Origin of the sequence: uncultured Dokdonia sp. (assembly GCF_947492535.1) — a bacterium.
Taxonomy (GTDB): domain Bacteria; phylum Bacteroidota; class Bacteroidia; order Flavobacteriales; family Flavobacteriaceae; genus Dokdonia.
Window position 1 is genome coordinate 213989 of record NZ_CANLNH010000002.1, and the last position, 13651, is coordinate 227639.

The following is a 13651-nucleotide window of genomic DNA, read 5'->3' on the forward strand; positions in this document are numbered from 1 at the left end:
TTTTATATTGAGATTCCCACCTTCGTGGGAATGAATTAATTATTTAGTGCTTCTGCTCCACCTACAATCTCTAAGATTTCGTTGGTAATAGCAGCTTGACGTGCTTTGTTATATTGTAACTTAAGTGCATCTCTAAGCTCTGTAGCATTATCTGTTGCTTTATGCATTGCTGTCATACGTGCTCCGTGCTCACTCGCTACAGAATCGCGTATTCCTTTAAACAATTGCGTTTTTAAAGCTTTAGGAATTAATCCTTCTACGATTTCTCCTTTAGATGGTTCAAAAATATAGTCAGCATTAGAAGCTTCTGCAGATTCTACAGGTAGAATAGGCAAGAATTGCTCTGTTGTTACTATTTGTGTTGCAGCATTTTTAAACTTATTGTAGATGATTTCGATTTTATCAAATTCACCTGTAGCAAAACGCTCCATTAAGTCTTCTGCAATCACAGCTACATTATCAAAAGTAAGATCGTCAAATATTTGATTATTATTTGTAATCACAGTATGTGATTTTCCAATAATATCATTTGCTTTTTTACCTATAGTTACAAAACTAACTTCTTGATTAGCATATGTTGTTTCAGCTAATCGTTTTGCTTCTTTGATAATGTTAGAATTGAAAGCTCCTGCAAGACCACGATTAGATGAAATAGCAACTATAAGTACTTTATTCACCTCTCGATTATCTGCATAATTACTTCCAGAATCACTGTCTAGTCCAGAACTTAAGTTCTGCAAAAGCTCAGTAAGCTTATCTGCATATGGGCGCATTGCTGTAATCGCATCTTGCGCTTTCTTCAATTTTGCAGCAGATACCATTTTCATGGCACTGGTAATCTGCATCGTTGAAGATACTGAACCAATTCTGTTTCTAATTTCCTTAAGATTTGCCATTGGCGCTCTTGTTAAGGGTTATTGTTAATGATATTTTCGCTACTTCTACTGTATCTAAGACAGCTTTCGCGAAAGCGTACTTCTTAATTATACTTAGCCGAAAGATCTTTAGCAACAGCTACTAACGTATCTGTTACCTCGTCTGTAAGTTTTCCTGATTTTAATGTATCAAGAATACCTCTGTGCTTTGCATTTAAAAATTCTAAGTACTCTGCTTCAAATTCTTTTACTTTATTTACAGGAACATCACGTAATAAGTTCTTAGAACCTGCATAAATAATTGCGATCTGATCTTCTACCGTAAATGGTGTGTTTTCAGATTGCTTAAGAATCTCTACGTTACGTTTTCCTTTTTCAATTACATTTAATGTAGCTGCATCAAGGTCAGATCCAAACTTAGCAAATGCTTCTAATTCACGGAAGGCTGCTTGATCCAGTTTTAATGTACCAGATACTTTCTTCATTGATTTAATCTGAGCATTACCTCCTACACGAGATACTGAAATACCTACGTTAATTGCTGGACGTACACCTGAGTTAAATAAATCTCCATCTAAGAATATCTGACCATCTGTAATCGAAATTACGTTTGTTGGGATATATGCAGATACATCTCCTGCTTGTGTCTCAATAATTGGAAGTGCTGTAAGAGATCCTCCTCCTTTTACGATAGGTTTTAAACTATCAGGAAGGTCATTCATATCTGCTGCAATAGCATCATCATTGATCACTTTTGCTGCACGCTCTAACAATCTTGAGTGCAAGAAGAATACATCTCCAGGGTATGCCTCACGTCCTGGTGGACGACGTAATAAAAGAGATACCTCACGGTATGCTACGGCTTGCTTAGATAAATCATCATAAATGATTAATGCAGGACGTCCTGTATCACGGAAATATTCTCCAATTGCTGCTCCAGCAAATGGTGCATATACCTGCATTGCTGCTGGATCTGATGCGTTTGCTGCAACAATAGTTGTGTAGGCAAGTGCGCCAGCATCTTCTAATACCTGAGCAATATTTGCTACAGTAGAAGCTTTCTGACCAATGGCTACATATATACAATATACTGGTTCACCAGCATCGTAAAATTCTTTTTGATTAAGGATGGTATCAATACAAACAGTAGATTTACCAGTTTGACGGTCACCAATTACCAACTCACGCTGTCCTCTACCTACAGGAATCATCGCGTCAATAGACTTGATACCTGTTTGTAATGGTTCAGTTACCGGCTCACGAAAGATTACTCCTGGTGCTTTACGCTCCAATGGCATCTCATAGGTTTCACCTGAAATAGGTCCTTTACCGTCTATAGGAAGTCCTAAGGTGTTTACTACACGTCCTACAATACCTTCTCCTACGTTAATAGAAGCGATACGTTGTGTACGCTTTACGGTATCTCCTTCTTTAATTCCTGTTGAAGCTCCTAGAAGTACAACTCCTACATTATCTTCTTCAAGGTTCAAAACGATTGCTTCAAGGCCGCTTTCAAACTCTACTAATTCTCCATATTGAGCATTAGAAAGTCCGTATACACGAGCAATACCATCACCCACGGTTAATACAGTTCCTACTTCATCAAGTGAAGCTGCTGCTTCAAAACCTGAAAGTTGTTGTTTCAAAATTGCTGAAACTTCTGCTGGTTTAACTTCTGCCATTTTATATTGGTTTTAACGCTCCTGCCTACCGTCAGGCAGGTTCGCGAAAGTTTATTATAAACTATTACTAAATTCTCTTTTTAATTTGCCTAACTGGCTAGCGATACTTGCATTGTATTGCGTATCACCTACACGTAATATAAACCCACCGATGATGCTCTCATCAATGATGTTTTCTAATTTTACGTTTGTACTTCCTGTTAACTCTGTAACTTTTGCTAACACCTTTGCTTCTATTTCTGAAGTTAAAGGAACGGCTGTTGTTACTAATGCCAATTGTACTCCTTGGCTTTCATTATAAAGGGATACAAAACTAGTAGCTACATTTCCAAGTATATCAACACGTTTGTTGTCTACTATAATATCTATAAGTCCTATCGTCTCTTTTGAAGCTGTTTTAAAAACTTCTTTTAATACAGCTCTTTTATCTTCTGCTTTTATGACTGGGCTCTGTAACGCAAGGCGAAGGTCTTTGCTTTCACCTAAAGTTGCTACAATAGATTTCATGTCATTCAATACAGCATCTGTAGACCCCGTATCTTTAGAAAGATTCAAGACTGCTTTTGCATATCGTATTGCTGCTCTTGTACTACCCATATTGGTTTAGTTTAAAGTGGCTTGACCTAGCATCTCTTCTACAAGACCTAGTTGCTTATCTTTATTTGAAAGTTCGCTCTTCACAACTTTCTCTGCAATATCTACAGAAAGTGATGCTACTTGACTCTTAAGATCTGCAATTGCAGATTTACGCTCTGCTTCAATAGCTGCTTGCGCTTGAGCAATCATTTTGTCTGCTTCTGCTTTTGCTTCTCCTTTTGCATCTTCGATCATTTTTGCTTTGATCTCACGTGCTTCTTTAAGTAAGGTTTCGCGTTCTGCACGAGCCTGTTTGATTAGCTTTTCGTTATCTGCCTGAAGGTTTTGCATTTCCTTCTTTGCAGCTTCTGCAGAATCTAATGCTCCTTGAATACTTTCTTCACGGTCATTTAATGCTGTAAGGATAGGTTTCCAAGCAAACTTTACCATTAAGAAAATAAGTACAAGAAACAAGATTGTTTGCTTTACAAATAAATCCAGTGAAAAATTTTCTAATAACTGCTCCATAATATTTTCAAATACTTTTTAACTGTGTTTTAATAACCATTATCCTGCAACCAACCGTTACAGGATAATGGAATTCTTTTAAGGATTATTTTCCTAAGAAAATTGCTGCGAACGCAAGCCCTTCCAAAAGTGCTGCAATAATAATCATCGCAGTTTGAATTTTGTTTGTAGCTTCTGGCTGACGTGCAATACCTTCCATAGCACCTCTACCGATTTGTCCTAATCCAATACCAGCTCCAATTACAATAAGACCAGCTCCTACTAAGTTAGGAACTAATGATGTTGCTTCTTCAGCTGCTTGTAAAATCTCTAAAGACATAATTTAAATATATATAGTTAAAAAATAAATTCAATTGTTTAGTGATGCTCAGGCTCTTCTACTGCCATTCCAATAAATAAAGCTGAAAGCATCGTAAATATATAGGCTTGTAAGAATGCTACTAGCACTTCTATAAGCGTAATAAATAATGATAATACAAATGATAATAATGTTGACCCTACCGCTCCCATTTGCTCTTGCATTGTAATACCAATAGCAATCAAACTCATTACTACAATGTGGCCTGCTGTAATATTAGCAAATAAACGTACCGCTAATGAAAATGGCTTAATAATTAATGTTCCTGCTAATTCTATAACTGCTAATACAGGTCTTAATATATAAGGAACTCCAGGCATCCATAATTGGTGACTCCAGAAATGTCCATTACTACTTGCCATATATACAACAAATGTTAGTATTGCCAAAGCAGCGGTAACAGCAAGTTGTCCCGTAATATTGAACCCAAAAGGCATTAATCCTAATAAATTTGAAAGCCATATAAAAAAGAATACGGTCATTAAGTATCCTGTAAACTTTCTGTATTTAGGACCAATGTTTGGTTTTGCTATTTCATCTCTTACATAAAGTACAAGTGGTTCTAATACTCTTCCAAAACCTGTAGGGATCGCTTTCTTTTTATATTGTTTTGCTAATTTGCTAAACCATAGCAACATAAGAAATCCTAATAATAAGATTCCGAATATACTTTTAGTGATCGATAAATCTATAGGCATGCTTGCATTTGTTGGATGATGCGCTTCATCAAAAGCAACTTCAGTAGCACCTGCGTTTAGCTCATAAATCTTTCCGTGTAGTCTTACAAAATTACTTCCTCCTTTTTCTACAATTTCTTTTCCGTCATCATCGTGGTGAAATGCAGAAGACATAAAAGCTGTTAGTCCATTTTCTCCCCAAAGAATAACAGGAAGTGGAAAACCTACATGATGTTCTTCTCCACCAGAAAAATATGAAAATAAATGAAAATCGTGAGAATCTTTAACGTGGTGCTGGATATATTCATTGATTTCCTCTTTGGTATTGATAGGATCTCCCTGACTATTTTGACCGTCTTTTTTATCTCCTTTCGCGAAAGCGGTAAGTGAGAAAAGTAAAATAAGACTTAAAGACGTAAGTGTTTTTGTTATTACCTTCATTCTTTTTTAATTCCTTTATGATCCGAATAATGAGGTCTAAAATTCGGCGCAAAGATAGGTATTATTTTTAGACTTAAAACACCTTATCTATCATTTTTTAAAGGAGCTATTTTATTTAGTAATTTACTAATAAAAAACACTTCTAAAATTAAGAATAAACCTATGGGAATCAGAAGATTAGCTGCTTCTGTATTTGTGAAAGAATCTGTTTTAAAAATAGGAGTGTAAAAAGCAATACAGAAAAGCATTATTTTTAAAGCAACGCTTACTAAATACAAAAAACCTAATTGGTCTTTAAATTTTTTACTATTTAAAAGCGCTAAAAAAATAGCACATAACAGTAATGAAAATACTCCATGGTATAGATATACATCTTGTAAAGAGAAAGGAGCTTGGTTTGCTAGACTAGTAAAGACAGTCGTATGTATATAATACCCTGCAAATGAAAATAACACAAAGATGATGCTATAGAGACTTAATTGTTTGATCATTCTTTATTGAGTCTATTTACACGGTAAATAATAAGGAACATAGATGCGAAAATTGTAATAAGCGTAAGTGTAGTTTCTAAAAAGGAAGTTTCAAATTTTCCATCAAGCCAGATTCCTAATCTATTCCCTAAGAATATCGTAAGTCCCATCTGCAAACCAATGCCAGAAAAAACGGCCCAGTTATTAAGCGCTTTTTTCTCCTTGTTTTTTCCCATCTTTTGCAATGGATTTTAAATTGCCTTTCATATCACAAGAGGCATTAAAAGTGGCACCTGGTTCTACGGCAAGTTTTCCAACAGTAACCTCTCCTTCAATGCGCGCTGTAGATTTTATGGATAGAAGATTGTTTACTTGCATTGTTCCTTCTACCAATCCTTCTATATCTGCATCTTTACAAATTAAAGATCCATTTACTACACCAGTCTTCCCTATCACTACTTTATTAGGGGTATTTATGTTTCCTTCTATTTCCCCATCTATCCTAAAACCGCCTTGAGATGTAATGTCGCCAACAATTTTTGTTCCTTGGCTTATTCTATTTTGCTGACTGCTGTGGTCTAGATTTTTTCCTTTTTTATTATCTGAAAACATAGTGAGGGGGTGTTATAGAGGGTTATTTAGTGCTTTGCTGTATATAGTCTTCGAGGTTTTTATGAAGTTGGATAATTTTATAATTTCCTGATGATATAATTGTATTTTCTTTTGTGATTTTTTCTTTAATCTCTTTATTTATAGCGAGCAATTCTACCAATCCTTCTGCTTGGGATTTACTATTTAAATAATGTACAACAACAAAAGATTTTTTGTCATTATAGACATCCAGAGAGGTTACATAGTTTGTATATCCTATGGTTTCAAAGGCTTCATTTAATTGTTCCTTTATTTTGTTAGCTCCTGCTATATCTGAGTTATTAAATGCATATACAATTTTCCAATTTGTAGCGGTCGCTTCATCTTCGAAGCTTTTAAATTTCATGCTAGGAATAGCATTGGTAAGCAATTGTTGTGCTTTTTTACCTTCGTCAGATCTAGGATACGTAAGTGCTACATATTTTAAAGCTTCATTATATGATTTATATCCTTTATATCTTCCTAAAGCCATTGCTTTAAGCAATTCAAACTTTGGCAAGTAAGGATCTCCATAAAATTGCTCTATCCGTTCATCAAGGCTTGTTAATAGGGGTCCAAAACGCTGGTTTTGGAATTCTCTAAAGAGTCCGTTATAAATAGCTTCTGGAGATGATGCATCTTGCTCTAATGTTTTATCTGGATTATTGATAATAGATGCGTATCGAGAATCTGGATAGTTTGACGTAATATCTTGCTTATAGCTATTTTGCTTTCCAGTGTCTTCCATCTGTCCATAGATTTGGTACAGATTGTATTTGGCCGGTAAAATTAATTGTTCTTCAGGTCCAAAGTCAAGCAATTTTTCTAATCGATTTGAAGCTAATGGGTATTCTTTAAATTTCTCTTTATAAATAAGTCCTAATTGGAAGTATGCAAAATCACGTTCTTTTTTTAGACTGTCTAATTCTTTCTTCTCTTTTGGGATTTTTGCTAAGTAATCATCTACCGTGAGTGCGGTATCTTCTTCTCCACTATCTCCTCTAAATGGTAATGCACTTGGATTAAGCGGGATATCTTGTCTTGTAGAGATACGCCATCCATCGGCAGAGGCTCTTTTACCCCAGCGTTTTCTAAAAGCCTGTCTTCCATATGCTACGGCTGTTGTATTGTAAAAATAAAACTCTCCTATTTGATTTCCAGAAGTATTAAAACCTCTTCCTGATTTGCCGCCATTTTTACTATTTGCATTCGTTTTTTTAAAGAATTCATTATCTCTAATATCTTCCACACGGCTTAGTGAGTCTTGGAGCTCTTTTTCTTTAATTTTTGCAATATATTCTTCAAAGAATGTACGTTGCTCTTCTTCAGATAAAGTTGTTAATCGAAGAATACTATCATTACGTTGAGAAAGCTCTTCATATTTAATAACGTCTGTTAAGTTTTCTCTCTTTTTTCTAATGATTCTAAACTCTCTGGTTTTATCATTAAGCTCTCCCATCGTACTATCATAATAAGACCCTGCTGTTTGGTATTGTGCAATTTCAAAGTTATGCTCGGCAATAGCAAGGTAGTCTCTAGAATTCAGATACTTATCTTGAGAATCTTCTCGCAAGGATTTATTATAGTTTGCAAGTGCAGAATCTATTTGATTTGTTTTTTGGTAGTACTCTGCTTTAGCATAGTAAATTTTATCTAGGAAAGGTCTATTCTCTCTATTCTTTTCTAATTTTTCTAGTAATTCTAAAAGTACTAATTGATCTCCATTTTCATAATCAAAATTGCGAGCCTGCTCGATATGTGCATTGATCAAGTACTTACGAGGAATTTTTCTATTCAAATCGATCACTTCCTGGAAAGCTAAATTTGCACTGTCTTTATCACCTAAGTTGTTATATAATTGTCCTTTTATATAATTATAACGTCCTCGCTCTTCATTCCTTTTGGTAAGCTTCGTAGCTTCCTTCATGTAAATGAGCGCTGTGTCTTTATGCTTTAAATTAAGATATGCTTGCGCAAGTATTGCATAAGCATCTGCTTTATCCTGATCTTTAAGCTTGTCTTCTATTTTAAAAATTTTCAATAAATTTTCAATAGCAATTTCATTATTGTCAAGACGGATATTTGCTTTTTGTTTCCAGATTTTAGCTTGTGCTATATTATTACTTTTAGGATAATACGCTAATACATAATTAAATGCTTCTAAGGCAGGAACAAAACGCTGATCATAATAACGTGCCTTTCCTAATATCATAAAAGCCTCATCTATTTGAGGATTATATTCTTCTCCATCTATTTTCATGGAGTGTTTTTGTATGGCTTTAATTGCCTTTTCTTCTGCTTTTGTAAAATTTGGATCTCCATCTTCTTCCTCTAAACGAATAGAGATCTCATCTTTAAAAGCAATACGTTCTATGGGAAGGATATCCCAATAGTTATCATTAAACGTAGAGATTAAAGACTCGCGTCCTGCATCTAAAGCAACCTCACCATTGTATAATGTATTATACTCTGTAGTGACCGCATGAAAATTACGGCTCACAAAAGAATTTTTTTTACGAGAGCAGCTTGTTAAGAACAAAACTGCAAAGAAGACGCAACAAGTATATTTTATAAGTAGTTTCAAACTCACATTGTTTTTTGATAAAAACAGAAAATGTCCATTTTTAGTATGGAAGCCTGTAAAAATACACTTCTTTTTGAAAAAACCGAGAGTTACATCTTTAAAATTGGTGTATTATAGACGATAGTTCCTATAAAAATCAAGAAACGCTATCTTTTTGAGTATATATCTGCTCAAAAAGATAGCGTTTCTTTTTATTAGGAACATTGTATTTATTAAATCACCTCTTCTCCAGAGAAATAACTTTCAAGTTCTTTAAGTGTTTCTGGAGAGGTCATAATATCTTTTACTTGCTCTCCTTTTTCAAGTACTACAATACGCTCACAAACTTCAGTTACATGCTGTAAGTCATGACTTGATACAAGTACTGTAATATTTTTATCTGTTGCTAGTTTTTTTATGATTCCTTTTAAACGTATTTGTGTCGTAGGATCTAGGTTTGCAAATGGCTCATCTAAAATGATAACATCTGGGTTTCCAATAAGCGTAGCTACAATACCTACCTTTTTCTGATTTCCTTTAGATAAATCTCTAAGATATTTACGTTTTCCGATAATCTCATCATTAAAGAAATCTTCAAAACCAGCAAGAAGTGCATCAACATCAGCCTTATTTTCTCCTCTTAGATCTCCTATAAAATAAAAATACTCTTCAGGAGTCAAGTAGCCTATTAAGAAGCTCTCGTCAATAAATGAAGCAGTATGTGTTTTCCACTCTTCGCCTTTATTTACTTCGTATCCTCCATTTTTAACATACCCAGTGGTAGGTTGAATAAGGTCTAACAAACTGCTAAATAAGGTCGTTTTTCCAGCACCATTGTTTCCTACCAGTCCAAAAGATTGTCCTTTAGGAATACTGATTCTTTCTAGGTTTAAAACAGACACTCCATTATAGTTCTTTGATAAATTATGTATCTCAATCATGGTCTTAATTTTTTTGTTTGTAGGCTTGTAATGTTTTGTATTTCTCTTTTTTATAGATCTTAATGATCATATCAAATACTTTATTTCTAAAAGCAAATCCTGCTAGTCCTGCAATCGCTACAAGTGCAAAACCAGATACAGGTCCTAGTGTAAAATGTCCTATAGCATATAATGCCATAGGTCCTAACATTTTAGGGAGACTAATCAATAATGTTTTAATATTAAAGGCGCTCTTATCCCCAAATGCTTTTTTCCCACTGGTAAGATCGATAGGTGTTTTGATATAGGCACCTCCTAATAATACAAGGTGCGCATTGACTCCCATATTAAAGATCGCTCCTACAAGAATAGCAGCAAGTACTTCCCAACCAAAGTATAGATATGGAATACACAGTATCGTAGAGATTGCTGTTCCAATGACTACGAGCAACCATTTAGATCGCAAATATTCTTTATATCTGATGTTTTGTGTCATCATTAAAGGATAATACGCACTATCCCAACTTGGCACAAATTGCCCAAAACTAAATAGAAATCCTCCGGTTACAAATACTGCGGCAAACATTCTCCAAAAAGGACCGCTGTATACCTCAATCGCATTACCGAAAAATAATAATCCATAAAAAAGAAATAACACACTCATAAATATGGTTGTTTTGGAGCGTTTATTACGAAGTATTAGCTTTAAATCATTTTTTAAGAAGGTAGACCCTTTTCCAAAACGATCTAACCATTCCATATTCTCTGTGGTCGCAGTTTGTGTCTTTTTAGATAACCCTGCATCCAGATATAAACGTTTTATGAAATAGGTAAATGCATAATAAGCAACACCTACAAGAACAACCATAGGTATAATTGCCAGCCAAGGGGTTTCATATAGTCCCTGAAAAAATGGCCCCGTATAGGCTGTAATATCAAAATACCCGTAATACTGTAATCCTCCTAAAATGATAAATGCAGCTCCAAAAAGTACTACAAAAACCGTTTCATCATTTAAAAATACATTGATAAAGTTATTAATGTAAATCAATGCCATAATTCCTAAATGCCAACCTATAATTCCTACAAGACTATACCCTTGTGCTAAAAGAACGATACTAAACGGAATAAAAAAGAAGGCATGAATAATATTAAAGAATGACAATGCTGTTTTCCCTAAAGCAAAATTTACAATTTTACTTTTCTTAAAAGGCATCAGCAACATAGGTTTGATATTAATAACAGGCATTTTCTGAAAGAAATACCTCGCTATTAAGTCGGCAACAAAGTAATAAATAAGAAATTTATTTACCGTTACTAAAGGTTCTAGCTCCATTTTTTGCAAACCAAAAAATAGTCCTACACCCAATCCGACAAACACAAAAATGAAATAGAGTGCCCCCAATCCCATCAGAATTTTCAGGAATAGGTTTACTTGAAAAGAAGCACTCCTAAAGAATGCTTTCCATTCTAAATTTAGAAATCGTTTAATCATTGCTCTTGATTGTTTACGAGTTGTTAGTGTTTAAAAAATGTAAATTGTTACATAGTACTGTGAATCCTTTGTATTTTTGCCATCAAAAATAAACAATGGCAGATTTCCATACACTTACTATACAATCAATTACCCGAGAAACAGCACACGCTATTTCTGTTGGTTTTTTGATTCCTTCAGACTTAAAAGACATTTTTAGCTATCAAGCTGGACAATATATTACTTTAAAAACAACGATCAATGGACAAGAAGTACGTCGTGCCTATTCCATTTGTAGTACTCCTGAAAGTGGAGAATTACGTGTTGCTATTAAGGAAGTAGAAGGTGGTACGTTTTCTACATTTGCAAATCAATCGTTAAAGGAAGGCGATACCCTTGAGGTAGCACCACCTGAAGGAAGGTTTCTCTTAGATTCCGCTTTCGCGAAAGCAAAAAAAACCTATTTAGCATTTGCAGCAGGCTCAGGGATCACTCCCATTATGAGTATGATCAAAACTACGCTCGAAACGTCTACAGAAAGTGGTTTTGTACTTGTTTACGGAAACAAACGTCCAGAAGATGCCATTTTTAGAGATGCTTTACTTGCGTTAAGAGATCAATATAAAGATCGTTTTTCTATCGAGTTTATTTATAGTCAGTCGCGAGAAGACGGCGCTCATTTTGGACGTATTATGAAGTCTACGGTAAATTTTGTGGTTAAAAACAAATATGCCTCTCACGAGTTTAGCGATTACTATTTATGTGGTCCTGAAGCCATGATTAAAGAGGTAAGTAATGTATTAACCTCAAACGGTGTTGCCGATTCAACTATTCATTTTGAACTTTTTACAGCATCTACAGAGACTGCTGTCATAGAAGAAGCATTGGATGGAAAATCGCACGTTAAAATTCTTGTAGATGATGAAGAATTTGAATTGACCATGTCTCAAGATGCTATCATTCTAGATGCAGCTCTTGACGAAGATATCGATGCACCACACTCATGCCAAGGTGGTATTTGTAGTAGTTGTATTGCACGTGTGACCGAAGGAACTGCTGTGATGGAGAAAAACCAAATCTTAACCGATAGTGAAGTAGCCGAAGGACTTATCCTTACATGTCAAGCGCATCCTACCTCAACAAAACTGGTGGTAGATTATGACGATGTGTAATATAGCCGTTAGTTATTAGTCTTTAGAGCATTCTCTTTTAGAAAAACCCTCATTACTGAAACAAGTTCAGCACAGGCACTAGCCTTCTCCCTTGGGGAGAAGGGATGTATTATCTGCTAAAAGGAATAGTCAAGAAAGTATAAAAAATAGAGTAATACTCTAAATTAGAGTATTACTCTATTTTTTGATCTTGATTCTTGAAGCGAAGCGATCCTGTCCACTGGCAGCCAGGCTTGATTCTATTTTAAATTACCATTTCTTTTAGATTTTTAGAGATTGTAATTTGTATTTTTCGAGCATGTGGACCTATTACCGAGATGTTACTTTATATACACTTGTTATTACAGTATTCTTTTCTTTCGCTAGTGCCGGGATGTATGATTCATTTATAGAAAGGCTCTATAATCTAGTCATTATTTTTGGCGTTTTCGGAACAGGATTAGGCGTTCTTGCTTTTAATTATTTTCAGAAAGCACAATATTATATGTATCATAATCTTGGTTTTACAAGAGCGCAACTTATTAAACGAACCTGGTATGTAAATAGCATTATCGCTATTATTTTTATAGGCATACTCGCTCTTTTAGGATGAAAAAAGTAGTACAGATACAACATGCTCGTAAGAGGTTTGGCAAAAAAGAAGTGCTTAAAGACGTTTCTTTACAGTTCGCTCAAGGCGAAATCGTAAGTTTGTTTGGTCGCAACGGTTCTGGAAAATCTACCTTACTTAAAATTGTATTTGGAACTCTTAAAGCAGACAATATTGAATTACAAATACATGGAAAAAATATACACCCAAAAGATGTCATTCCTAATCAATGGATAGGGTATTTACCACAAGACAACTTCCTTCCTAGGCATTTAAAAGTACGTGATGTAATTCCTTTATTTCATACAGATGGTGATGATCAAGATCGTATTTTCAGAGCGCCTTTTGTAGAAAAAATAACCACTCGTAAAATAGGGACTTTATCGTTGGGCGAACTTCGGTATCTTGAGTTATTATTGGTAGCGCATCTAGAACATCCTTTTTTATTACTGGATGAACCTTTTTCTATGATTGAACCATTATACAAAAAAGCAATCAAAGAGTTTTTATTTTCGCTTAAAGCGAAAAAAGGAATTTTATTAACTGATCATTATTACAGAGATGTACTGGATATTTCCGACCGTAATTTGGTGATAATAGATGGCGTTTGTACAACTGCTGAAAATGTAGAAGATTTGAAACGGTTAGGGTATTTGAAATAATATCTAGAATCTACATAAAAAACAGGCTTATAGC

15 protein-coding genes are annotated in these 13651 nt (G+C 34.7%); 3 read left to right on the forward strand and 12 right to left on the reverse strand.

Annotated features, from left to right (window positions below; genetic code table 11):
- Nucleotides 1-35: 35 nt before the first annotated feature.
- The 12 genes from atpG to Q1A60_RS03950 all read right to left on the reverse strand — a co-directional run bounded on the left by atpG (nt 36) and on the right by Q1A60_RS03950 (nt 11215).
- Nucleotides 36-896, reverse strand: a complete 861-nt coding sequence (atpG, locus tag Q1A60_RS03895; protein ID WP_299761672.1) for an ATP synthase F1 subunit gamma — start codon at nt 894-896, stop codon at nt 36-38.
- Nucleotides 897-979: 83 nt separating this feature from the next.
- Nucleotides 980-2557: a F0F1 ATP synthase subunit alpha gene (atpA, locus tag Q1A60_RS03900; RefSeq protein WP_299761675.1), complete on the reverse strand. Its 1578-nt coding sequence runs from the start codon at nt 2555-2557 to the stop codon at nt 980-982.
- A 54-nt stretch (nt 2558-2611) separates the two neighbouring features.
- The gene (atpH, locus tag Q1A60_RS03905) at nt 2612-3154 is read right to left on the reverse strand and encodes an ATP synthase F1 subunit delta (protein WP_299761677.1); all 543 of its coding nucleotides are present in this window, start codon (nt 3152-3154) and stop codon (nt 2612-2614) included.
- 6 nt (nt 3155-3160) lie between these two features.
- Nucleotides 3161-3661 (reverse strand): F0F1 ATP synthase subunit B, encoded by a 501-nt coding sequence (locus Q1A60_RS03910; RefSeq protein ID WP_299761679.1) that lies wholly within the window; start codon nt 3659-3661, stop codon nt 3161-3163.
- A gap of 85 nt (nt 3662-3746) precedes the next feature.
- Nucleotides 3747-3980 carry an ATP synthase F0 subunit C gene (gene atpE, locus Q1A60_RS03915; RefSeq protein WP_299761681.1) on the reverse strand — a complete coding sequence of 78 codons (234 nt, stop codon included), beginning with the start codon at nt 3978-3980 and terminating at the stop codon, nt 3747-3749.
- 38 nt (nt 3981-4018) lie between these two features.
- Entirely contained in the window at nt 4019-5137 is a 1119-nt protein-coding gene (gene atpB, locus Q1A60_RS03920; RefSeq protein ID WP_299761683.1) for a F0F1 ATP synthase subunit A, read from the reverse strand.
- A gap of 83 nt (nt 5138-5220) precedes the next feature.
- Nucleotides 5221-5628, reverse strand: coding sequence for a DUF6168 family protein (locus Q1A60_RS03925; protein WP_299761685.1), 408 nt, complete (start codon nt 5626-5628; stop codon nt 5221-5223).
- Nucleotides 5625-5843: an AtpZ/AtpI family protein gene (locus Q1A60_RS03930; RefSeq protein WP_299761687.1), complete on the reverse strand. Its 219-nt coding sequence runs from the start codon at nt 5841-5843 to the stop codon at nt 5625-5627. Before Q1A60_RS03930 ends, Q1A60_RS03925 begins: the two co-directional genes overlap by 4 nt.
- Nucleotides 5812-6219, reverse strand: a complete 408-nt coding sequence (locus Q1A60_RS03935; RefSeq protein ID WP_299761690.1) for a polymer-forming cytoskeletal protein — start codon at nt 6217-6219, stop codon at nt 5812-5814. The genes Q1A60_RS03930 and Q1A60_RS03935 overlap by 32 nt, the downstream gene beginning before the upstream one ends.
- Nucleotides 6220-6241: 22 nt before the next feature.
- Entirely contained in the window at nt 6242-8737 is a 2496-nt protein-coding gene (locus tag Q1A60_RS03940) for a hypothetical protein (protein ID WP_299761691.1), read from the reverse strand.
- Nucleotides 8738-9033: 296 nt separating this feature from the next.
- A complete protein-coding gene (locus Q1A60_RS03945) occupies nt 9034-9741 on the reverse strand; it encodes an ABC transporter ATP-binding protein (protein ID WP_299761693.1) in 708 nt (235 codons plus the stop codon).
- 4 nt (nt 9742-9745) lie between these two features.
- Nucleotides 9746-11215 (reverse strand): DUF5687 family protein, encoded by a 1470-nt coding sequence (locus tag Q1A60_RS03950; protein ID WP_299761695.1) that lies wholly within the window; start codon nt 11213-11215, stop codon nt 9746-9748.
- A gap of 95 nt (nt 11216-11310) precedes the next feature.
- On the opposite strand from Q1A60_RS03950, the gene Q1A60_RS03955 reads away from it, so the two are divergent.
- The 3 genes from Q1A60_RS03955 (at nt 11311) to Q1A60_RS03965 (ending at nt 13617) form a co-directional block, all read left to right on the forward strand.
- Complete coding sequence (locus Q1A60_RS03955) at nt 11311-12366, forward strand: ferredoxin--NADP reductase (RefSeq protein WP_299761697.1); 1056 nt, start codon at nt 11311-11313, stop codon at nt 12364-12366.
- Nucleotides 12367-12664: 298 nt separating this feature from the next.
- Nucleotides 12665-12958, forward strand: a complete 294-nt coding sequence (locus Q1A60_RS03960) for a hypothetical protein (protein ID WP_299761699.1) — start codon at nt 12665-12667, stop codon at nt 12956-12958.
- Complete coding sequence (locus Q1A60_RS03965) at nt 12955-13617, forward strand: ATP-binding cassette domain-containing protein (protein WP_299761702.1); 663 nt, start codon at nt 12955-12957, stop codon at nt 13615-13617. Before Q1A60_RS03960 ends, Q1A60_RS03965 begins: the two co-directional genes overlap by 4 nt.
- The last annotated feature ends 34 nt before the right edge of the window (nt 13618-13651 follow it).